17 protein-coding genes and 2 tRNA genes are annotated in these 20,373 nt (G+C 46.9%); 13 read left to right on the top strand and 6 right to left on the bottom strand.

All coding sequences use genetic code 11. The annotated features are described in order from the left end of the window. Window positions 1–128: 128 nt before the first annotated feature. The gene (locus tag AC3DOM_RS00390) at window positions 129–542 is read right to left on the bottom strand and encodes a Zn-ribbon domain-containing OB-fold protein (RefSeq protein ID WP_487917036.1); all 414 of its coding nucleotides are present in this window, start codon (window positions 540–542) and stop codon (window positions 129–131) included. Window positions 543–786: 244 nt separating this feature from the next. Between AC3DOM_RS00390 and AC3DOM_RS00385 the strand changes: the two genes are divergently transcribed. Together AC3DOM_RS00385 and AC3DOM_RS00380 are read left to right on the top strand one after the other, a co-directional pair. After that, the gene (locus AC3DOM_RS00385) at window positions 787–1,473 is read left to right on the top strand and encodes a metal-dependent hydrolase (RefSeq protein ID WP_487917035.1); all 687 of its coding nucleotides are present in this window, start codon (window positions 787–789) and stop codon (window positions 1,471–1,473) included. 187 nt (window positions 1,474–1,660) lie between these two features. Then, entirely contained in the window at window positions 1,661–2,581 is a 921-nt protein-coding gene (locus tag AC3DOM_RS00380; RefSeq protein ID WP_487917034.1) for an oxidoreductase, read from the top strand. 151 nt (window positions 2,582–2,732) lie between these two features. Here the strand turns inward: AC3DOM_RS00380 and AC3DOM_RS00375 are convergent, their stop codons facing one another. Continuing rightward, complete coding sequence (locus tag AC3DOM_RS00375; RefSeq protein WP_487917033.1) at window positions 2,733–3,221, bottom strand: DoxX family membrane protein; 489 nt, start codon at window positions 3,219–3,221, stop codon at window positions 2,733–2,735. A 118-nt stretch (window positions 3,222–3,339) separates the two neighbouring features. Here AC3DOM_RS00375 and AC3DOM_RS00370 point away from each other — a divergent pair, with 118 nt between their 5' ends. Next, window positions 3,340–3,978, top strand: a complete 639-nt coding sequence (locus AC3DOM_RS00370) for a sulfite oxidase-like oxidoreductase (RefSeq protein WP_487917032.1) — start codon at window positions 3,340–3,342, stop codon at window positions 3,976–3,978. Window positions 3,979–4,144: 166 nt separating this feature from the next. Here the strand turns inward: AC3DOM_RS00370 and AC3DOM_RS00365 are convergent, their stop codons facing one another. The 4 genes from AC3DOM_RS00365 to AC3DOM_RS00350 form a co-directional block, all read right to left on the bottom strand. Continuing rightward, window positions 4,145–5,242 (bottom strand): baeRF10 domain-containing protein, encoded by a 1,098-nt coding sequence (locus tag AC3DOM_RS00365; protein WP_487917031.1) that lies wholly within the window; start codon window positions 5,240–5,242, stop codon window positions 4,145–4,147. A 118-nt stretch (window positions 5,243–5,360) separates the two neighbouring features. Continuing rightward, window positions 5,361–6,509 (bottom strand): S1C family serine protease, encoded by a 1,149-nt coding sequence (locus AC3DOM_RS00360; protein ID WP_487917030.1) that lies wholly within the window; start codon window positions 6,507–6,509, stop codon window positions 5,361–5,363. A 47-nt stretch (window positions 6,510–6,556) separates the two neighbouring features. Continuing rightward, the gene (locus AC3DOM_RS00355) at window positions 6,557–7,471 is read right to left on the bottom strand and encodes a DnaJ C-terminal domain-containing protein (protein ID WP_487917029.1); all 915 of its coding nucleotides are present in this window, start codon (window positions 7,469–7,471) and stop codon (window positions 6,557–6,559) included. A gap of 210 nt (window positions 7,472–7,681) precedes the next feature. Further along, entirely contained in the window at window positions 7,682–8,563 is an 882-nt protein-coding gene (locus AC3DOM_RS00350; RefSeq protein WP_487917028.1) for a LysM peptidoglycan-binding domain-containing protein, read from the bottom strand. Between the two features lie 118 nt (window positions 8,564–8,681). Here AC3DOM_RS00350 and AC3DOM_RS00345 point away from each other — a divergent pair, with 118 nt between their 5' ends. The 10 genes from AC3DOM_RS00345 to AC3DOM_RS00300 all read left to right on the top strand — a co-directional run bounded on the left by AC3DOM_RS00345 (window position 8,682) and on the right by AC3DOM_RS00300 (window position 20,180). Next, window positions 8,682–10,373 carry a glycerol-3-phosphate dehydrogenase/oxidase gene (locus tag AC3DOM_RS00345; protein ID WP_487917027.1) on the top strand — a complete coding sequence of 564 codons (1,692 nt, stop codon included), beginning with the start codon at window positions 8,682–8,684 and terminating at the stop codon, window positions 10,371–10,373. A gap of 120 nt (window positions 10,374–10,493) precedes the next feature. Then, window positions 10,494–11,906: a DUF6056 family protein gene (locus tag AC3DOM_RS00340; RefSeq protein ID WP_487917026.1), complete on the top strand. Its 1,413-nt coding sequence runs from the start codon at window positions 10,494–10,496 to the stop codon at window positions 11,904–11,906. 20 nt (window positions 11,907–11,926) lie between these two features. Beyond that, window positions 11,927–13,969 carry a tetratricopeptide repeat protein gene (locus AC3DOM_RS00335; protein WP_487917025.1) on the top strand — a complete coding sequence of 681 codons (2,043 nt, stop codon included), beginning with the start codon at window positions 11,927–11,929 and terminating at the stop codon, window positions 13,967–13,969. Between the two features lie 73 nt (window positions 13,970–14,042). Beyond that, complete coding sequence (locus AC3DOM_RS00330; protein WP_487917024.1) at window positions 14,043–14,684, top strand: histidine phosphatase family protein; 642 nt, start codon at window positions 14,043–14,045, stop codon at window positions 14,682–14,684. Continuing rightward, window positions 14,677–15,735: a ketopantoate reductase family protein gene (locus AC3DOM_RS00325; protein ID WP_487917023.1), complete on the top strand. Its 1,059-nt coding sequence runs from the start codon at window positions 14,677–14,679 to the stop codon at window positions 15,733–15,735. Before AC3DOM_RS00330 ends, AC3DOM_RS00325 begins: the two co-directional genes overlap by 8 nt. A 24-nt stretch (window positions 15,736–15,759) precedes the next feature. Then, window positions 15,760–17,481, top strand: coding sequence for a uridine kinase family protein (locus tag AC3DOM_RS00320; RefSeq protein WP_487917022.1), 1,722 nt, complete (start codon window positions 15,760–15,762; stop codon window positions 17,479–17,481). Window positions 17,482–17,580: 99 nt separating this feature from the next. After that, the gene (locus tag AC3DOM_RS00315) at window positions 17,581–18,138 is read left to right on the top strand and encodes a manganese efflux pump MntP (protein ID WP_487917021.1); all 558 of its coding nucleotides are present in this window, start codon (window positions 17,581–17,583) and stop codon (window positions 18,136–18,138) included. Between the two features lie 157 nt (window positions 18,139–18,295). Continuing rightward, a tRNA-Ala gene (locus tag AC3DOM_RS00310) sits at window positions 18,296–18,368 on the top strand. A gap of 58 nt (window positions 18,369–18,426) precedes the next feature. After that, window positions 18,427–18,499: transfer RNA gene (locus AC3DOM_RS00305), tRNA-Ala, on the top strand. 271 nt (window positions 18,500–18,770) lie between these two features. After that, on the top strand, window positions 18,771–20,180 hold the full coding sequence (locus AC3DOM_RS00300; RefSeq protein WP_487917020.1) for an NBR1-Ig-like domain-containing protein: 1,410 nt from the start codon (window positions 18,771–18,773) through the stop codon (window positions 20,178–20,180). Window positions 20,181–20,373: the final 193 nt, after the last annotated feature.

Raw genomic sequence — 20,373 nt, 5'->3', positions numbered from 1 at the left:
GCGTTCTTTTTCAGTTGAATTCCCTCAATTCACCGTTTTCGAAAACCCTTCTTGGGATCAACAGTGGTCGGTTTGCCACCTTTTTAACCCTGCTTTTTGTCGGTTGAGGTTTTTGCACGGTACGGGTTCTAATGAGCCTGCGGTATCAATCCAATCGGACGGAACTTATAGCCATAAACCAGCATCCCGCGCTCATCGCCATCCTCCCGCAAACGGCGGGTAACCATTTCAACAGGCATTCCGATTTCCACATTTTCATCGTCCACATCGGTCAATTGGGCGGTGACAAGTGGCCCCTCATCTAATTGGACCAGGGCAACCGTATAGGGGATGGTATGTTCAAAGCCTGTCGGCGCGCTGTAGACTGTGGTATATGAGTAAACTTCGCCCTGCCCGCTAAAAGCAAACTCATCCTTTGCTTCTTTGCCACAATCCGGGCAAATATCACGGGGCGGGAAAATCTTTACATCACAATGTGGGCAGACTTCGCCTATCAAACCGTATCGTTGTTTTTTTAATCGCCAGTGGCGTGGAATTTCCATAAAAATCTCCTTCGAAAACTTCAAGCCTAACTTTACTGAGGAGAAGCTATCAGGAACTATCAGATTTGATGATAGGTGTGATAGTTTTGTCCTGGATTGACTTTAGACTCATTTTGGATATACTGGAGCTATCAAAAATATATTTAATTCGATCTGCACAGGAATTTCATCCTCACGTTTGGCTTGCCTCCGTTAAAAGAAACAGAGTCTGCCACAGATAGAATCCCGATAAAAGGAGCATCCCATGACAACAAGATTAACCTGGTATGGACACGCCACTCTCGGCCTAGAAACAGATGGGTATAAATTGCTCATCGATCCATTTTTTACGGGAAACCCCGTCGCCTCAGCAACTGCCGATGAAGTGGAACCAAATTACATACTCGTCAGTCACGGGCATGGCGACCACGTTGGGGATGCAGTCGCCATCGCCAGGCGAACCGGCGCAACCGCAATCGCCAACGCCGAGATCGCATCCTGGTTGGCGGGGCAGGGTGTTGAGAAGACGCATGCCCAGCATCTTGGCGGCGGATATCAGCATCCCTTTGGCTATCTCAAGCTGACCCTTGCCCTGCACGGATCAGCATTACCGGATGGGTCGAATGGTGGTAACCCGGCAGGCTTTCTGCTGACGACCAATGATGGCAAAAAGATTTATATGGCGCAGGATACCGGTCTCTTTGGCGATATGAGCCTGATCGGTGATGAAGGCATTGATCTGGCCGTGCTGCCAATTGGCGATAATTTTACAATGGGGCCAGCGGATGCGCTCAAGGCGGTCAAATTCTTGCGCCCGAAAACGGTCATCCCCATGCACTATAACACCTGGGATCTGATCGCCCAGAACCCAACCAGTTGGGCTGATGAAGTACAATCCGAGACTAATGCGAAAGTAGTTCTATTATCAGCGGGGGAAAGTTTTGAGCTTTAGATTTTGGAGATTTAAATAAAAAAATGGCTGTGGAATACTCCACAGCCATTTTAAATTGAAAGACCAACTTGCGTTTTCGATTTAAAAATTGATCGCTTGACCCACATACGAACTTTGATAAGATAGATCATTATGATGTTGGCAATTATTTGCTGATAACAATCAAGAATAAATAGAAAGAAAACGAATGAGTGAAAATTGGACAGCGAAGAATATCCCCGATCTGAAGGGGAAAGTAATTATTATTACGGGTGCCAACAGCGGTATCGGATACGAAGCCACGAAAGAATTTGCCCGAAAGGGAGCCCGGATCATCATGGCCTGCAGGAGTGTGGATAAGGCGCAGGCTGCTTTGACCCAAATCCAGGCAGAAATTCCTGGTGTCCCTGCTGAAATCATCCATCTTGATTTGGCCAGTCAGAAATCCGTCCGTAAATTTGCGGAGGCATTCATGGCCAAATATGACCGCCTGGATATACTGTTGAATAATGCCGGGATCATGGCGATTCCCTACGCAAGGACAGAAGATGGCTTTGAAAAGCAATTTGGCATCAATCATTTGGGTCATTTTGCGCTGACGGGGCTGCTGATCGACTTGCTGCTCAAAACTCCAGACTCCAGGGTTGTTAATATCAGCAGCAATGCGCACCGTTTTGGCAGTTTGGATTTTGGGAACCTGATGTTTGAAGAAGGTAAAGATTATTCCCGTATGCAGGCATATGGCCGCTCCAAATTGGCGAATCTCCTGTTTACCTACGAGCTTCAGCGTCGTTTTGAATCTGCCGGCGCAAATGCGATTGCCATTGCTGCCCACCCTGGTATTTCAGCTACGAATTTGGCCAATCATTTTGCCCCCGACTGGTTTTTTAATATCTTCATGCCTCTTTTCAGCCGAATGACACAAAGTGCGGCTATGGGCGCTTTGCCGAGTATCCGGGCGGCAGTTGATCCGGATATTAGTGGAGGGGAATACTTTGGCCCGGATGGTCCTAAAGAACGGAAAGGCTATCCTGTTTTGGTCAGATCAAATGAAGCATCGCATAATAAAGCTGACGCAAAGCAACTTTGGGATCAGTCTGAAGCGCTAACCAAGATCAGCTTCATGTAGGTATAAATAAGAGATTAGTTCTTTCTTGCTCTAGCTGGATTTGCAATCCAGCGGGTTCTGGACCAAGCGGGGATTGCAAATCCCTTGTGAGCGTTTGACGATAAATATACTTGGGTAAAACTACCGCCAACGTGTACTAGTTGGTGCTATATTATTTGGTTTTTGCTATTTCTTCAATAATTCGCCCACCCCGGACCGTTGCCCCGACAACAAGACCGGCACTGATCAGGACCAAATTCTTAATAATGTATTGGCCTTCAAGGGTTGGTGCATAAGGGATCCGGGTGAATGTTTCGGCAGGGAAGAAAATTAATGGGGTCATTGTTCCCAGCATTTGGGTAAATAACAGGAATAAGGTTCCACGTAAAAAAATGCCAAAAATCAGGCCCAATCCGATCATAGTTTCCCAAATTGCCAGAATGATCAAGGCAACGCTGGCAGGAATAAGGCCAAAGGTTAGTTTTTCTATCGTTTCCGTTGCAATACCCTGGGCTGGGCTTAGTCCCGGGAAGAACTTGAGAAATCCAAACCAGAAGAATACGATTCCCACACTGATCCTCAGCGCATTAATGCCATATTCCCTCATAAAGAAAGTGATTTTTTCGTCAATTCGATGATATAGATCGATAATTTTTTCCATATAAATACCTCTTTGTGTAATTTTCAACTATTATACTACGCAGACATTGGGTAAATATGATCATTCCAAATCGTTTATCTCCGCGTTATAATTTCACCTGAAAAGAAGGAGAAAATTTATGGGAAGCTTTGAAACAAATCGTCGTAAAGAAGAAGAGCGCATTCGCGAAGAAGACCGTCTCCCGCCGGGGCAATCGCTGACGCTGAAATTCCCGGTTTTGCATTATGGACCCGTGCCGGTTTTCACCCCGTCCACGTGGGATTTCCGTATTTGGGGCGAGGTTGAAGAAGAAAAAAGTTGGACGTGGGATCAGTTCCTGAAATTACCGCGTACACAGGTCAACATTGACCTCCATTGTGTTACCCGTTGGAGCAAGGCTGATACTCTTTGGGAGGGTGTATCTCTCAGGAGTATGGTGGAATCAGGATTGATCAGGATCAAACCGAATGTAACCCATGTGATGCAACATGCTGAACACGGCTATACCACCAATCTTCCCCTGGAAGTTTTCTTGCAGGATAATTTTCTCATGGCGACACATTTTGATGGTAAACCGCTCACGCCAGATCATGGATATCCCCTGCGCGGAGTGATTGGCCATATCCCCTCCAGGGATGATCTGGAATCCCCCTATTTATGGAAGGGAGCCAAATGGTTGCGATCCCTCGAATTTATGACTGCTGACAGGCTCGGATTCTGGGAAAAGGGTGGCTACCATAATCGGGCAGATGTCTGGAATGAGGAACGTTTCCGATAAATGAAACGGGTTGCTCAAGCAACCCGTTTTTTGTACGATGTTATGTCATTGCCTGTACTGGGTAGCAGTCATATGTGCAAAGGAGCGTTAGCGACTGAGGCAATCCCCTAAATAGATGTGTAGATCGCCGTGTCGAGCAGTGCTCTCCTCGGGATGACATCAATGATCAGTACCGTAATAACCCGCCGATTTGACATACGGCCATCTCCTCATTATCCCGGATAATTTCGACCACTCCGCCAGATAACATCACCTGTCTGACAGCCATCTCTGGCGCGTCGGGGATTTCGCTAAAGGTCCCACCGCAGAAGGGGCAGGTATCCAATTTCTCGGGGGTAATATGGTTACAACTTTCACAACGATAACCTGGGGCGTGGAAATTTTCTTCCACGAGCAGGGTTTGAACACGCCCCTCGCGGACCGCGTCGAGTGTCGGTCCCAGGCCCACCACGCCCTCGGCATTTTTTGCCGCCGCAGTGATCATTTGGCGGACGAGTCCCGCTTCCCGTTTTACTTCCGCCGCCGAGCCGACTTTGATTGTTTCATCCAAAATATCCTGCTGATTGGCCGTCATCCCCAATGAAAGGGTTCCAACAACCAGACTTTGCCCGGCTTTGGGCAGGTTATTCTGAAACTGTGCCACGTTTTCATCTGTTCCACCAATGAGCACCCGCCGCACCTTTTTCTCATTAAAGAAATTCATTGCAAATTCAGCAGATTCTTTAAGATTGCGCATGGATATGTTTTGGCTGCTTTGATTGGGAGCATCATTGCTGCTTCGCCCCTGGATACTGCTTGATGCGCCGCCGCTTTTTGTATGGCGGACTTCGTCTCCCAGCACGCCTTCTTGTTCGACCAATTTCCCCATGTGAAAATGAAACAGTCTCGCGCCCTGTTTATCTACAAGGGCAACCCCATATGATCCGTAGGCATCAAGGATATTCGCCAATGGGCGGACATAAGGCCTGTTTGCAAAATGGATGCGGCTATGAACTGAAACAGAAAGTGGGTAGGCACGGAAGAAATTTTGTGCAGCGCAAGAGAAGATGGCAACGCTGCGTCCTCCTCGTGGATATTCGTAATCGATATATTTGAGCACTGCCTCCTCATCGGAGGGCATCTCAATTCCCTTAAGCATGGAGCGTAGCGTCAATTTGTAGGCATCTGGTGCAATGTTGGCACTGTCTGTATTAAGATAAATACTGAGTACCGGATCAATGCTTTTGTAATCCAGCAGTTCGGTTAAAGCCTTGTCGCTTAACATATTTACTCCTTATTTTGGGATTGGTTCATTTAGATATAAAACAGAATTTCTTACTGATTTCTCCTTTCTCCCTGGGGGAATCGAGATGATGTTTTCTGATTACTGATGTATTGGAGTTTTATGGTCTTTCGCTCAGGGTCATTTCAAGATCAATTTCTTGACCATTTCGAAGGACGGTCAGGATAATGGTATCACCCGGTGATTTGTGATTGATCAGATATTTCAGGAGGCCATCAAATTGGAAGACTTCTTCCCCGTCTATTCCGATGATCAAATCGCCGCCTGTAGGGACGCTCCCATTACCGCTTGGACCTTGAACCCCAGCTTGTTCAGCTGGACTGCCAGGGGTGACATTGGTTACATATGCGCCGGTTTGTCGTTGGAGACCCAGGGCTTCGATACTTGCCAGGCTGAGTTCACTAATGGAAGAAATGCCCATATATGGATAATCATAATGACCATCCTTAATTAAACCCGGGATAACGCGTTTGGCGATATTGATCGAGATTGCAAAGCCGATTCCTGAGTTGACGGGTTCTCCCTCATCGGAGTAATTCGTCGTGCGGATAGCGCGATTGATGCCCACCACTTCCCCGCTCAGATTAAAGAGCGGTCCACCAGAATTACCAGGATTGATAGCCGCGTCAGTTTGGATGATGTCGCCAGCGGTGAAAAAGCCGCCGCCGGGGGCGTCGTGTATGGAGTCTAGCGTCCGCCCGAGGGCAGAGACGATCCCGGTTGTCATCGTTCCGCTCAGGCCAAAGGGATTGCCAATGGCGATGACTGTCTGTCCTACACGGAGCAGTCCTGAATCGCCAAGCGGAATAGGGTGAAGCTCCTCAGTGGGAACATTTACTTTAATGACAGCTAAATCAGAATCCAGATCTGTGCCGATCACTGTCCCGTAGGTTTTGAACCCAGATGAAAAATCTACTTCCACTTCATTAGCCCCATCGACAACATGGAAATTTGTGACCACGTGGCCTTGCTCGTCAAAGACGAAACCAGAGCCAAGCCCACCGCCATTATCAGTGGTAACACGAATTGAAACAACACCTGGTAAAGCAGTTTCATATAGGTCTGTCAGACTGCCTGGTTCCGCAAGCGAGGCTGAATATACTTCCTGGGGTTGGGAGTTGATGCTTCCTTCATTAGAAGGAGCAGGAGGTGGTTCAGGGGCCGTAGCTGGCGCCTGGGTGAAACTTGTCAGCTGACAGGCGATGGTTGCAAAAGCCAGTACGACTAAAATTACCAGTATTCTTTTCATATTTTCTCCGGAAATGGAAGCTTCTTTTAGTAGATGAGTTGCGATGATTATTTCTTTCCAGCGGCTTCCATTAATAATTTCTCTTGCTTCTTACTCAAGCTTTTTGGAATCTTTACCTTCACCCGCACATAGAGATCGCCTTTGCTTTCCGGGCTGCGAAGTTTTGGCATCCCTCGCCCGGTTAACCGAATGACCTGGTCGGGTTGTGTCCCTGGGGGAATGGTCAGCGAGATATTGCCATTCAGGGTTTTTACCTGCGCTTTTCCGCCCAGGAGAGCGGTGAAGACATCCACATCTGTTTCTGTATGGATGTTATTGTCTTTGCGTTCAAAACGTGGGTGTTTTTCAACGGAGACTTTGAGATATAGATCGCCACCTCCGGGAGCCTCACCTTTGATGCGAACTTTGGTTCCGTTTTTGGCGCCCGCCGGGATTTTAACCTGCACACGTCGCCCATTGCTCTGCAAGGTGCGGACAGCGCCCTGATGAGCCTCTTCTAAAGAAATATTGACCTGTTGTTCATAGCGTTGGGGTTGCGCACGCCGACCTCGACCTGCTCCCGCTCCCATACCGCCACCCATCCCGAACATGGCCTCGAAGAAATCTGAAAAACCGCCCAGCCCGCCCCCGCCGAACATATCACCAATATCTTCACGGCTGACACGAGTCCCACCGCCAGGGGAGCCGCTAGACCAATCACCCCAGTTGAAGTCCCCGGGTGCACCACGTTGCTGCCACTGCGAATAAGAAGAGCCAAGCTGATCGTATCGGGCGCGTTTTTTGGGGTCACTTAAAACCTGATAGGCTTCATTAAGCTCTTTGAACTTATCTTCAGCTGATTTGTCGTTTGGATTTCTGTCAGGGTGATACTCCATCGCCAGCTTACGGTAGACCTTCTTGATCTCATCCTGACTGGCATTGCGTTCAACCCCTAATACTTTGTAATAATCTCTATATTCCATTTTGTTCCTTGTATCTGGATATTATTGATCTTTGCAGACAGATACACTCTTATTCTACGCAACGCAAGGGTTGGAAGTCAAGCGTGGGCTGATGACTCTAATATAACTCTAATTGATTGCAAAGTATGCCTCGCCCTGCACTACTCGCAAATAAGGGTTAAAAAAACAGTCAGGGCAGAGACTGACTGTTGGAAGGTGATTGTTAAAAAATTACTTAAATTTCATTTTCGATGACGGTTTATTCATCCTTAATGCATACCAACCCAACCCAGCCCCTCCGAGTAATAAAGCCACGCCGAGTATTCCGAGCATGGTAGATGAATTATTACCATCATCTGATGCCGGATCTTCAACGCCAGATATTTGAGATTGTGCACCAAAGGCCACAAAGGCCCGATCTCCAGCCTCGACCTCGATCGGATAACTGAGATTGATCGTTGGGTTGTATCCATCTGGGATTGCCGCGCTAACGGTATACTCCCCTTCAGGGAGTTTTTCACTTTCGGCAACTTCCTCAGCGCCTGGAGGTATTTCGCCAAAACAAACGTAGGCTGGTTCTTCTGTATCTAAATCAATTTCGCTGATTGAATTCTGGGTCTTTGAATACCCTCCCAGCGAATTGGTCACACTGATCGCCCCCCCAGCCAGCCCCAATTCTGTTTCCTGACGAAGGCCATCGCCATTAATATCTTCAAAAAGGATCACGCAAATTTCAGTTGTCCCATTGGAGGGTGTGGGTGTGGGAAGGGCTTCCGTTGGAGTAGGTGAGGGACCCGGTGTGAAGGTTGGCGCTGCTGCAGGACCTCCAATGCCGATCATCAACTTTTGCCCGAAGAAAACTGTACAGTTATCATCCAGTTCCGGGTTGAGTGCACGGAGCTGATTATTATCAATGTTATGAAGTAGCTCAATCCGTGTGCAGTTATCTCCCTCGCGAACTGTATAGATGATCCGCCCATCAGGACCAGCGGTTGGTGTTTGAAACTCACCAATTTGCGGGGAAGAGGAAGCCTGCGCAGTGAACGATAGTCCCACGAGTAGGGTGAAGAGAAAAGGCACACTGAAAAGGAATAGGAATTTTGTTTTTATCATTTTTTTACCTGTCGCATTATATCATTGGCTTTCAGAATTCTTCTCATTCAAGCAGTTTCTTCTCAGGATACGGTACAATTCTAAAACCCTATTTCCTCTTTCAATGGGAATAATAATTATGGAACGCTCTGAGATTTTATTTGCGCTAAAAGAGAAACCAGCCCTTGATGTACTCATTGTCGGTGCAGGTGTCAATGGGATTGCCACATTCCGCGATCTTGCTCTAAATGGTGTCAATGTCCTCCTTATCGACCGTGCTGATTTTGCCTCTGGCGCAACCGCTGCCTCATCTCATATGGCGCATGGGGGTATCCGCTACCTGGAGAATGGAGAATTTCGCCTCGTACGCGAAGCAGTGCAGGAGCGCAATCGGATGATTGAGAATGCACCGCATATCGTTCGTCCGTTACCTACTACTATCCCCATCTTTAAAATATTTTCAGGATTGTTAAACGCCCCGCTCAAATTTTTCAACCTTCTCAACCGTCCCTCTGAACGGGGAGCCTTTGTGATCAAAATTGGGCTGATCTTTTACGATGCCTTCACTCGCAGGCAGAAAACTGTTCAGCCGCATCAGTTTATCTCCCGCAATAAGGCCTTGCTCCGCTGGAAGCGCCTGAGCCCATCCATTCGTTATGCAGCCACTTATTTTGATGGTGCGATCACCGAACCTGAGCGTCTCGCCGTCGAAATGCTCCTTGATGCGGAGGCAGTCCATCCCAACGCGCATGCGTTGAATTACATCAGTCTTGTGGGAGGAAAATCGAATATTGCCACTTTAAGAGATGAGTTAACGGGAGAATCCTTTGATCTTCGACCACGCCTGCTGATTAACGCTGCCGGACCCTGGATAGACGAGACGAACGCGACCCTGGGCTTAAAAGCGCGTTTCATCAGCGGAACCAAAGGCTCACACGTGGTTCTGTCTAACCCCGAACTCCGAGCCGAGATTGGCAACCATGAGTTTTTCTTTGAAAATGACGATGGGCGGATCGTGTTGATCTTCCCACTTTACGATAAGGTTTTGGTGGGAACATCTGATCTTCCGATTGAAAATCCTGATGAGGCGCGTTGTACTGAAGAAGAAGTGGATTATTTTCTCGAGATGATCGGAAATGTTTTTCCTGATATCCCTGTGCGGCGTGAGCAGATCGTTTACCGATTTTCGGGAGTGCGCCCTCTTGAGTATAGTAACTCAAAAACAACCGGGCAAATCCCTCGTGATCATTCGATAAAGATTCTCAGCGGTGTCTGGACAGGGCAAAGCTACCCAATATATTCGCTGGTGGGTGGCAAGTGGACATCCTTCCGTGCTTTTGCAGAGCAGGTTACAGATAAATCTCTTGCCTTCTTGGGGATGACACGAAAAATATCTACACGTTCTTTGGCAATTGGTGGTGGACGCAATTATGAAGGAATCATAGAAATCCGCAAACAATATTTGGAAGGCATTTCTGCGTGGACAAATCTCTCCCTGGAGAGGTTGGAAGAACTCTATCAACGGTATGGAACACGGGTTGAAGAAATTGCACTTTTCATCTCCAAGGGTGTTGAGGCATCTTTGAAATCATTAGCAGGTTTCAGTCGACGTGAGATGATGTTTTTGGCGAAAAGAGAAAAGATCATCCATCTTGACGATCTAATTTTACGCCGTACGCATATTGCCAAATTGGGATTGTTGACGCGCCCATTATTGGAAGAATTAGCAGCGATTCTTGCTGAAGCTCTGGATTGGGACGGAAAACAGAAAAATGCCGAAATCGCCCGGACTATAGATTTAATGGCAGGCAGGCACGGGGTTGTGTTGTGATATACGTTTTGTGTGAATAATAAATTTCAATACCAATCAGCAAAACAGGTAATTAGTACATTGTTGATTTTAAATTACAGGTAAATATACTTTATCAAAACGTGCACAAGGGAATTCGGAATGAAAAAATTAAAAAATGAAATTATCTATCTTATTGTCTTTCTTTCGTCAAGCTTTTCTCTTTTTTTGTATGGCTATCTTGGTAGCTTTACGAGATTCATGGCTGATGATTATTGTTCAGCGTATTATGCAGAAGATTTAGGTTTATTTGGGTCTATATTTTATTGGTATCGAACCTGGAGTGGTCGTTATTCAGCCTATGGAGCAGATTGGCTTGTTTTGAATTTATTCGACTCACATCATATAAATTTAATTCCGCCAATAGCCTTGGGTCTCTGGCTTGTTTTTACAATAATAACAATTTACTTGATGCTACAAGCAAAGAAAGATCAAGGAAGTAATAGCTGGCATGCAATTATTTTTGCAGCTATGGCCCTCTATCTGGTGATGCTACTTAATCCAAATGTCCCCCAATCCTTTTATTGGTGGAATGGGATGCGTTCTTATACATTACCTCTGATCGTATTGATATTTGGAATTTTAGTATTTCAGATTTTTGAAAAGCGGATAAAAACGAACATACAGATTGTAATTGTAGCATCACTTAGTTTCGCTTTCTTTTTTGCAAATGGAGGCCTCAGTGAGACTTATGTTGTATTACAACTAGCGTTCTTGACCTTCCTGTTATTTTTGAGTTTCTTTTTTTATGGCAAGAGAAAAATAACCAAAGAATCGATATTGCTTTTTGCGGGTTTGCTAGGAACATTGGCGTCCCTGGCTACTATTCTCCATTCTCATGGTAACGTAATTCGACGCAGTGTAATGCCTCCAGCTCCTGATTTAGTCACATTACTAACAATATCTTTTGACGCTTTTTTTACCTTCATTAGCGAGATAGTTCTTCAAAAAGAAAAAATATTTGCTTTTGTTGGAGCAATATTAATAGCGATTTGGATAGGAAGATTATATAAAGACACCATTTTTGTGTGTATTTGGGAGATAGTCCTTTTTTTTGGCGGGGGAGTTCTCCTCATGTTCGGTACTTTTTTGCCCGGTGTTTACGGTTATGCTCAATTTCCTCCCACCCGCACGCTTATTATCGGTGTTTTTATGTGTCTTATTTTTTTTCTTTATGGCAGCTTTTTATTGGGGGCTTGGCTCGCTCTACGCGAGAAATTTCATTATGGCGGAGTAGGATTGGCTATAATAGCCAGTATCCTAATCCTCGTATCAACAACAATAACGACCAAATCACTTTATGAAACTCGCGGTATTTATATTGCCTTTGCTGAAAAATGGGATCGCGTTGATGCAGAAATCCTGGAAGCAAAAGCCGCAGGCGCATCTTCCATTACCACCGAGGCAATGAATAACTGGGCAGGGCTGGACCGCCCCAACGATAACCCGAAATGGTGGCCCACCGAATGTTATTCGCTATATTATGATTTTCTTGTTATGGGTCCCCCATATTAATCAAACAACTTTGCTAAAAAATGGAAACTCTTAAAAAATATCTTACTCCCCTCATCCTGGCCTTCGTTACCCTCCTTGCCTATGGTCTCTTTGTCTTCCAACACGGCTATTACTGGGATGATTGGGCCTTTTCATGGACACGCGACCATCTCGGTTTTCAAGGGCTTCTCGACCAATTCGCTGTCAACCGCCCCATTCGAGCGTATTGGGAGGGGTTGCTAACACCGCTCATTGGCTCAAAGCCAGTTGCGTGGCAATTTTATGGTCTCTTCATCCGTTGGTCGGTTTCTCTCTCCCTCTGGTATTTTCTGAAAACCCTTTGGGCTGAAAAAAAATGGCAAAATGGCCTTACCGCACTTTTCTTTTTAGTCTACCCGGGCTTCACGCAGCAGCCACTTGCTATCACCTATCAATACTTCTGGAGTTTGCTCTTTCTGTTTTTCATCTCCCTGATGTTGATGGTTCAAGCCGCGCGCTCCCCTCATCTACGTGCCCTAAAGATCGGCATCTCGCTCATCATTTCTTTTTTTTCGCTCTTTGGTCTCGAATATCTCTTTGGGTTAGAACTTCTCCGTTTCGTTTTCTTGTGGATCGCCCTCAAGTCCCATTTTCCTAACCTCAAAGACCGCCTTAAGAAGACAGCAATTTTCTGGGCCCCGTATCTCGCTTTGCTCCTTGCCTACCTTTTTTGGCGCATCATCCTCTATAAAAACACAGTCTACTCCTTCAATAGCTCCTCCTTTTCTTTTAGGTCGATTTGGACTCAACTCTGGGACACGATTCCACTTGTCAGCATGGGGGCGTGGGCCAAGGTTTTTGTGCAGCCCTTCGACTCCGAAAGCGGTCTTAGCCTCAGGCTTGTTCTCGTTATGGCAACAATCCTTCTTGCCGGTACACTGCTTCTGGCAAACTATCTCAGAATTACCTCTACACACAAAGTGGATATTTCCAGGCAAAATTACGATTGGGACTGGCTCCTCCTCTCCATTGCATTACTCCTCGCCGCAGGCATTCCATTTTACGCGGTTAATTTCCCGGTCAAGCTGATCTTTCCAGAGGATCGCTTCACTTTTCCTTTCATCTTTGGCGTGAGTATGCTGCTGACGTGGCTCTTCTCCCTTATTAAAAATGAGATGCAGAGATTTACCCTCGCCGCGCTGCTGATTTCTCTTGCGATTACAACCCACATGCATACTGGCAGCATTTACCGCAGCGAATGGCGTTTACAGCGACTCTTTGCCCAACAACTATTTTGGCGTGCCCCAGGTATTGCACCTGGAACCCTTTTTATTGCAGAAGACGACGGAGTTTTCCCCCACAACGACGACGAAGCCTTTAGCTTTTTAATCAACTGGGCGTATAATCCCGAACAAAGCGATACAGAACTTGATTATGAATATTTTTATATTTCAGCTCGTTTGGGAGGGGAATTACCCAGCCTAAAAAGCGGAGAGCCTATTTTCAAAGACCAGTTCGCCGCTACTTTTAACGGGAATACGGACAAAATTTTACTATTGCACTTCTCTCCCCCCTCCTGCTTGCGTATTCTTGATCCCATCTACGATCAAGATGTTTTGCTCGCCCCACGCGGTGTGGATAATGTAGAGATGGGCAGTTTAACATTGCCTCGCGTGCTTGCTCCTGGATTACATCTTTCCAATCCGAGAGGTTTGATTAGCATAAATAACGATGATTTCAACCCTCCCGCATGGCTTTTTGGCGAAGAACCAGAGCGAAATTGGTGCTACTATTTTGAAAAAGCTGACCTCGCCCGGCAAGATGGGGATTGGAAGAAAGTCGCTAAACTTGGTGACAAAGCCTTCAATATCCCCTACGCCCCAGCAGATGCAGCGGAGTACCTGCCCTTCATCGAGGCCTTCGCTCGTTTGGGGCGTTATGATGATGCCCGGAAGCTAACAGAAATCGCAGCAGAAAAAACCCCAGTCCTGCGACCAATGCTCTGCTCCCTATGGGAGCGTGTGGCAAAAGATGGCGTGTTAGGCAAAAGTAACGCTCAGCTTGGTGAAGTTCAAGAAATGCTGAAGTATTGTCCTGTTCAATAAAAGGGGAAATCTACCAAATAATAAAAGCTGTAGTCAGAAGTTTAAGGCCTGATCTCTGATAAAATAGCCCCCTATGAAAAAGAAAGATGATCGTTATAAAATTATATTTTTGCGGCATGCTGAGTCTGTTGGGAATGCCGAAGGTTATTTTCAGGGACAGGGTGATTTTCCACTCACAGATCTTGGGCGCGAACAGGCACACGCCCTGGCCGCACGCTGGCAGGAAGAGGGGCGCGGGTTTGATCACGCTATTGCTAGCCCCCTCAGCCGCACACGCGAAACAGCTGAAATTATCACTGCCGCGCTGGATCTCCCCCTTGAGTTAGACCCAATCTGGATGGAACGCAATGCCGGTGAATTAACCGGCATGAAATTTGAAGACGGGCGTAAACAGTTCCCGCAACCAAAATTTCGCAACCCCTATGACGATTTCGCTGAAAGCGGCGAAGGAGATTGGGCGCTTTTTTTACGCGCAGGCCAGGCTCTAAAGGAACTCCTTTCCCGTGAGCCGGGACGTTATCTGATTATTTCGCATGGCGGATTGCTTAACCAATTGATGAAGGCTATTGTTGGTATCGCGCCCCATGCCAATTATGAGGGCGCGCAATTTCGTTTTGGCAATAGCGCTTTTGCAAAACTTACCTATATGCCCAGTTCCCATCGCTGGTATATTGAGGGTCTAAATGACCAAAATCACTGGAGGGAAGATGAGTAGCAATCCCTTAAAAATATTATCCTTTGGGGCAGGGGCGATTGGAACCTATATCGGCGGGAGCCTTGCACTGGCCGGACACGAAGTTGTTTTTGTGGAGCGTCCTGAAGTTGCTGAAGCATTAAGCGAACGTGGACTGCGGCTTGATCTCAGCTTGGACAAGCGCCGGAAAACCCTTGATGCAGATCTGATTCCCGCCGCTGATCTGGTATTTGCTGATTCCCTTGAAAGGGCCTTGGATTACGGCCCCTTTGACGTGGCCCTATTTGCCCTCAAATCTTATGATACAGAATCTGCGCTTGCAGGGATTAAACCCTTTGTTGAGAAAATGCCGCCTGTTCTTTGCCTCCAAAATGGGGTGGATAATGAGCCTGCCATTGCCAAGGTTCTTGGCTCCGAAAATGTGATTGCCGGGACAGTCACTTCTGCGATTGGGCGGCGTGATGCAGGTGATATTGCCCTCGAAAAACTGCGGGGGATTGGCATCGCAGATGTACACCCGTTGTCGCAAAGACTGGTCAAGGCGATGAATGAAGCCCTGTTGAATGCCAAACTTTATCCGCGGGCAGCAGATATGAAATGGTCAAAAATGCTCACCAATTTGGTTGGCAATGCGACATCGGCAATTCTGGATATGTCTCCGGCAGAACTTTTCGCCCGAGATGATCTCTATGCCTTTGAAATGCGAATGCTGCGGGAAGCCCTTGCAGTGATGGATGCACAAGATATTCGAGTTGTAGATTTGCCGGGCACACCTGTTCGATTATTAGGTTTTGCAGCCAAAGGACCAGCCTGGTTGCGTCCGTTTGCGGCCAAGAAACTGGGCGGTGGACGTGGTGGAAAGATGCCTTCTCTTCATATTGATCTTCATTCCGGGCGAGGCAAATCGGAGGTGGATTATCTTAATGGCGCGGTTCTCCGCGCTGGAAAAGAGAGCAAGACACCTGCCCCTGTGAATAAATTGCTAAACGAGACCTTGCTTTCGATGGCAAGTGGCAAGATCGCAGTAGAAGAATATGCCCAGAAACCAGAAAAATTATTGGAGCAGGTTTAGTAATTAGGAATTTGGAAGAGAAGTATGAAAGAAAATAAAAATATCAAAATTGTCGAACCTCGTGATTCGGTTGATATCCACCTTCCTGATGGACGAATCCTTTCAGGGCCGCGCGGTGGAAGCGCAGGAGACTTTCTCATGGCAGCTGGTGAAAATCCCAATAAGCCGATCGTTGCCGCTGTAGTGAATGGCGATCTGCGCGAGTTGAGTTATCCAATTGAGATCGAGTCTCGGCTTTCAGCAGTGAATATGTCAACAGCCGATGGCGCACGGATTTATAGGCGCTCGTTGACCTTTTTGCTGGAATTTGCTTTTCAGCAATTATTCTCGAAGGGGAAATTGACCATTGATCACTCGGTCAGTTCGGGAGGGTACTACTGTCAGGTGAGTGGTCGGGAAATGCTAACTGCTGAAGAGCTCGAGATGCTCCAAAAACGGATGCAGGCTGAGGTCGCGGACGACCGCCCATTTGTCCGTGAAGAAATCCCGCTACAAGAGGCTATTCAGTATTTTGAATCCCTCGGTCATCTGGATAAGGTCAATCTGCTTGCCCATCGTAAAAAAGATTATCTGACTCTTTACCGTCTTGGTGAGCATATGGACTACCATCATGGGTATATGGTCCCATCTACGGGCTATTTGCGCTGGTTTGATTTGGAGGCATTCGACGGTGGGTTTGCCCTCCGATTTCCGCGCCGCCATAAGCCGATGGAGCTTTTGCCAATGAGACGGTATCCGCAATTACTGGATGCTTTTCGTCGTTACGGCGATTGGCTGACCAAATTGGGGATCGATAATGTAGGTGCGCTGAATAATGCCGTTATCTCCGGTCGGGAACAGGAAATTGTGCTCGTTTCTGAGGCCTTTCATGAACAGCATATCACTGATATTGCGCAGCAAATTGCCTCACGGCGAGCTGATTTGCGCCTGATACTGATCGCTGGACCTTCTTCTTCGGGGAAAACGACTTTTTCACGCCGCCTGACGGTGCAATTGCTTGCTCTGGGGATATCCCCTTTCCCGCTTGAGCTAGACAATTATTTCGTTGACCGTGTGAATACCCCGCGTGACGAATATGGTGAGATGGATTTTGAAGTTCTGGAAACGTTGAACCTGCCCTTGCTGGCAGAGCATTTGCAGAAGATGATTCTCGGTGAGCGTGTACAAATGCCGCATTACAATTTTATAACCGGGATCAGTGAGCCTGGTGAGGAGATTCAGGTTCAGCAAGATCAGCTCATCATTCTCGAAGGCATACATGGCATGAACCCGCGCCTGCTTCCAGGAGCGTTGCACGGACAGGCTTTTCGTATCTTTGTTTCTGCGTTGACACAGTTAAATCTAGACCGGCACAATCGTGTCTCGACGACTGATACGCGACTCATCCGTCGGATCGTGCGTGATGCCCGTGAGCGCGGATATTCAGCCAAGGACACCATCTCGCGCTGGGAGTCTGTCCGGCGTGGCGAAAAGCGGCATATCTTCCCCTTTCAGGAAAACGCCGATCATATGTTTAACTCTGCGCTGGCTTACGAGTTGGCTGCGCTCAAACCTTATGCTGAACCATTGCTGAGACAGGTCCCGCATGGCACGCCAGAATATATCGAAGCTAAACGGCTGCTTGCTTTTCTACAATGGTTCCTGCCTCTAAATGCAGATTTGGTGCCAGAAAACTCCCTGGCGCGCGAATTTCTGGGCGGCTCGGTTTTGAGAAAATTCAAATGGTGGCAAGGGGACAGGCTTTGAAGCGGTATGCAAAATGGATATTGCCTTGATTAGCCTTTGCAAACCTTCGAACACTACATAACTGATCTTTCCACTCCTATCTGAAAATTCCCTATTTTAATGACTTTTCTTTCCATTATTTTGATTGCCATCAGCATGGCGATGGATGCCTTTGCGATTTCACTCGGTTCCGGCGTTAAAATTGGACCGGGTCCACGCCCGATTTTCCGCATGGCTTTTCACTTTGGCTTGTTCCAGGGGATCATGCCTATAATCGGCTGGCTATTTGGCTATTCCATTGAACCATACGTGAAGGATTTTGATCATTGGGTGGCATTTGGATTGCTGGCCTTCGTTGGATTGCGTATGATCCGTTCAGGTTTGAGTAAAACTGAGGAAGAAAGTCTAAGGGACCCCTCGCGAGGCTGGACAATGGTCTTGCTTTCGGTGGCGGTCAGCATTGATGCCCTGGCGATTGGCCTGAGTTTGGCTTTTCTGAATATCACCATCTGGACTCCCGCCTTGGTGATCGGTTTGGTGACCAGCGGTCTTTCTGTGGTCGGCCTGAGAGTAGGGAATGGCGTTGGGAATAAATATGGAAAACCAGTCGAAGTATTTGGCGGACTGATCTTGATTGGAATTGGGATTAGAATCGTTATTTCACACTTGGCAGGGTAGTGGAAGTGTTCTCCTCCTCCCCAAAATTCCGCTTTCAGAATTAGGGGGAGGAGGAGAGGGGGGCTGAAGATGAATCTACGACATCGGAGGGCACTCTATACCAAACTTTCCTTGACATCCCACAGTCACTCAGATAAAATCACGGGGCTTAATTGATGGGCCTGTAGCGCAGTTGGGAGCGCGCGTCAATCGCACTGACGAGGTCGCGGGTTCGAATCCCGCCAGGTCCACTTCATCTAGTTGACGGGATACCCCTTTGTGGTAAAATCCCATCCACGATGGAAACAGGGGCCTATGGCGCAGCTGGGAGCGCGTCTCAATGGCATTGAGAAGGTCGTGGGTTCGAGCCCCACTAGGTCCATTAAAATCGCTTGACGTACCCGTCAGGCGATTTTTGTATTTCTATGTTTGGATCAATAAACGGACAAAAAGAATTTGGAACTTTTACACATATTTTTGTTTCCCCCTGGGTGTGCTTGGTTTCTCCATTGCGATCTGTTACTGAATTGTAACAAGCTGCAATCAAATAAAAACACCCCGGTAATAAGAATATAACCCGGCTTTCTTATAATTCAATTTATATTTCAAGATAAGTTCTAGAGAGATATTTATTTTAGAAGAAGGAGATAAGAATGCTGAAAAGTTTATTTTTCAAACGAAAACGTCATCAAAAACAAGGTTCCATTGCAGAGCAGCCGAAAAGTATAGGGTTTAATAACCTGGTTGTATTAATAGCGGCCAGTACCGTGTTATTGAGTAGTTGTGGTGTGATTCCGGAAGTAAATGCCATTGCCCCGGTTATACAATTTGAGGTTGTCTCAACATCAGTATCCAATATGATCCCATCCCCTACTCCAATAGTGATCATTCCTGAGCCCTCGTTAACTTCTACACCCATACCCTTACCACCAACATCAACGCCAACCCTTTATCCACCAACTCCAACGCCAAAAATATATTGCGATTGGATGTCATTTGTCAAAGATATCACGATCCCTGATGGAACCACAATCAAAGTAGGTGGTGCCTTTGTAAAAACCTGGCGACTCAAAAATCGTGGTACCTGTACCTGGACACCAGATTATGCACTGGTGTTTTCGAATGGTATGCAGATGGGTAATAATATCGAAGTAAAACTTCCTGAATATGTTGCTCCAGGAAATACTATAGATATATCCATTCCCCTAACCGCACCCTCAACTGTGGGACATCATCGAAGTTACTGGTTATTGCGCAATGCTTCAGGAGTCCTGTTCGGCTATGGTGATAACGCGAATAAAACATTTTTTGTAGATATCTATGCTGTAGATGGATCCAATCCTGCTGTCACAATCTCACCCTCCAGTGGTCCATCTGGGACTTTGGTCCAGGTTGTTGCCAGTGGTTTCCTCCCCAACTCTCAAGTGCTGGTTGGCCTCGGACCCGTCAACTCTGAATATGGTCAAGTCGCGCAAGGGTTCACTAACGGCAATGGAGACTTTAACGTGCAAGTCCCGGCGAGAGGTGAGGTCGGTTTGGAACTTGTTTTCGCTGTCGCTGTCCAAGGTCAGCCTGGTGTCTTGGCTCCTCTTCATTTTTATATTACAGAAGCTATTCCTGCACCAACGCCCTATCTGGATACCTGGACGACTTTTTCAAGCCCCGCCTTTGCCATCTCATTGCAATATCCCGCCGAGTGGCAACCTGTACCAGGATATGGAGACTCGAATACGGGTGTGACAAGGTATGGTGGAGTCAATGGCTTTTTTCAAATTGGTGCCATGGATACAGATAGCATCGATAAGGCTGCTGCACATGAAGCGGAGCATAGGTTGAAACCATATGGATCTAACCCAACCATTGAAACCTTGCAGATTCAAGGCCAGGAGGCGCGGTTGATTTTACCCTCGGGTGGTCAACCCGCTGGTATGCAAAACCAAGCTGCGCTTATTGTCCAGTATCCATTTGTGGCAAGCATTGTTTGGTCACCTCGTTACTTTGTCCTATACGCGGATTGGCCTCATATTCGTACTATTGCGGAAACCCTTCGTTTTGCACATTGAGATTATCTTAGATAACGCAGAATATGCCTTACCTAGGTTCGATTGGAATTACAATGCAAAAACTGTTTCTAATTATTGTAATTGCCTCCAAGCTACTAATATTGGAGCACAACTGGGTTCTTCGTATCGGCATTATTTTGCCACCACCACTAATCCCGTACTACGAATGGTTTATCGATTTTCCGGGTTGGCA

The sequence above is a fragment of the Candidatus Desulfolinea nitratireducens genome, from assembly GCF_982879505.1.
This window is presented reverse-complemented; position numbering and strand designations above follow the sequence as displayed.